Source organism: Cupriavidus sp. 8B (assembly GCF_054589115.1).
This window is the reverse complement of sequence record NZ_BAAILO010000084.1, coordinates 1-1,640: the sequence shown is the minus strand read 5'-3', so window position 1 is coordinate 1,640 and position 1,640 is coordinate 1. Positions and strand designations below refer to the sequence as shown.

Genomic DNA, 1,640 nt, shown 5'->3' with positions numbered 1-1,640 from the left:
GACTATCTCCCGCGCGGAACTATGTCCGGTGTTCACTGGGACCCCCAGTCTGTCGTGGACTTGTCACATGGGCGCTAGACATTGGCATTCTCCTTTGCAGGCACTTTCGCCTGACAGGAGAAGACCGTGGAACATTCTTATGAGAGCGCCGACGCGCTGGTCCGCAGCATCAGAGGCGAAACTGCGGAGCACCTTGTTGCGTTCATCGGTTCGCTAATCGGGCAGCAATACTCGATCAGCTATGTGTGTCAGCTTGCACGACACGCACTTGCGTTTGGGCGCTGGTGCGAGGATAGCCGCATTTCCTTCCATGCCTTGAAGGACGGCGACATCGCGCGATATCAGCGCCTTCGTTCGCGACGTCGATCGCGATGCTTCGAGACGCGACGCCGGGAACTGCACGCGTTGGAACTGTTGATGCGCTTCTTGCGTGATCGAGGAGTGTGTCCTGCTGCTCAAGCGCACGCTATTGCCGCTGACGACATTGCCGAGGAGTTCGCGCAGTCCCTACAGCGAGATAAGGGGTTGGCCGTTGTGACCGTCAAGTCCTACGCAAGGATGGCCCGCAAATTCCTGGCATGGCGTTTCGGTCAAGGAGAAGTCTGCCTGCGTCACGTTCGCGTGACCGACGCGAGCGCTTTCGTTCAGAGCGAGGCAAAGCGCATGGGGCCGGCTGCCCTGAAGAACGTTGTCACGGCACTGAGGTCGTTCCTTCGTCACGCCCAGTTTCTCGGCGAGGTCACCGCGGGATTTGCCGCAAGCGTGCCAGCGGTGGCCAGTTGGGCGAGCACGCCCCCAATCCCCAGAGCCATCTCAGCCGAACACGCACAACGCGCACTCGACAGTTGCGATCGCCGGACCCCGGTGGGGCGACGCGATCGCGCCGTGCTACTGCTCTTGGCGCGACTGGGGCTACGAGCCTGCGAGATCGTTAGGCTGACGCTGGACGACGTCGACTGGGACCGTGCTCAATTGCGTGTGCGTGGCAAGGGCGGGCGGGAGAGTCTCCTGCCATTGACCGCTGACGTGGGTGAGGCGATCGCTGCTTATCTCGAGCATGGACGGCCCATCAGTCCAGATCGGCACCTCTTCCTTCGATCTATGGCGCCGGTACGCGGGCTGAGGGAAGGTTCGGACGGGATCGGCACGATCGTGCGCCACGCGCTCAACCGAGCCAAAGCCGATGCCCCGCACCGCGGCTCGCACCAGTTCCGGCATGCCTTGGCTGTTCGCATGTTGCAACTCGGTGCGTCGCTGCCAGAGATCGGCCAAGTGCTTCGCCATCGTAGCCCGCAGTCCACCAGCCATTATGCGAAGGTGGATCTCCGCACCCTTCGGACATTAGCCATGGCCTGGCCGGGAGGTGCGCGATGAACACGCTTCGCGAGGCGCTCCGGGAGTACCTTGACCTGCGCCGCAGCCTGGGCTTCAAGATGCGCGATGCCGGCTTGCTGTTGCCCCGGTTCGTCAGCTTCTTGGAGACGCAGCAGACCGAGCACATCAGCACCCGCTTGGCTCTGGAATGGGCGCAACATCCATCGGTTCAACCCGCGGAGTGGGCCAGGCGGCTTTGCTTCGTGCGCGGCTTTGCCCGTCACTGCAGCGCTATCGATAGTCGCACGGAAGTTCCGCCCGTTGGC

General features: G+C 62.6%; 1 protein-coding gene and 1 pseudogene. Both read left to right on the top strand.

All coding sequences use genetic code 11. The annotated features are described in order from the left end of the window. Window positions 1-126: 126 nt before the first annotated feature. Window positions 127-1,374 (top strand): site-specific integrase, encoded by a 1,248-nt coding sequence (locus tag ACYP5B_RS08065; RefSeq protein ID WP_459569227.1) that lies wholly within the window; start codon window positions 127-129, stop codon window positions 1,372-1,374. Beyond that, window positions 1,371-1,640 (top strand): annotated as a pseudogene (locus ACYP5B_RS08060) (tyrosine-type recombinase/integrase); the annotation flags it as partial. The gene ACYP5B_RS08065 and the pseudogene ACYP5B_RS08060, both read left to right, overlap by 4 nt.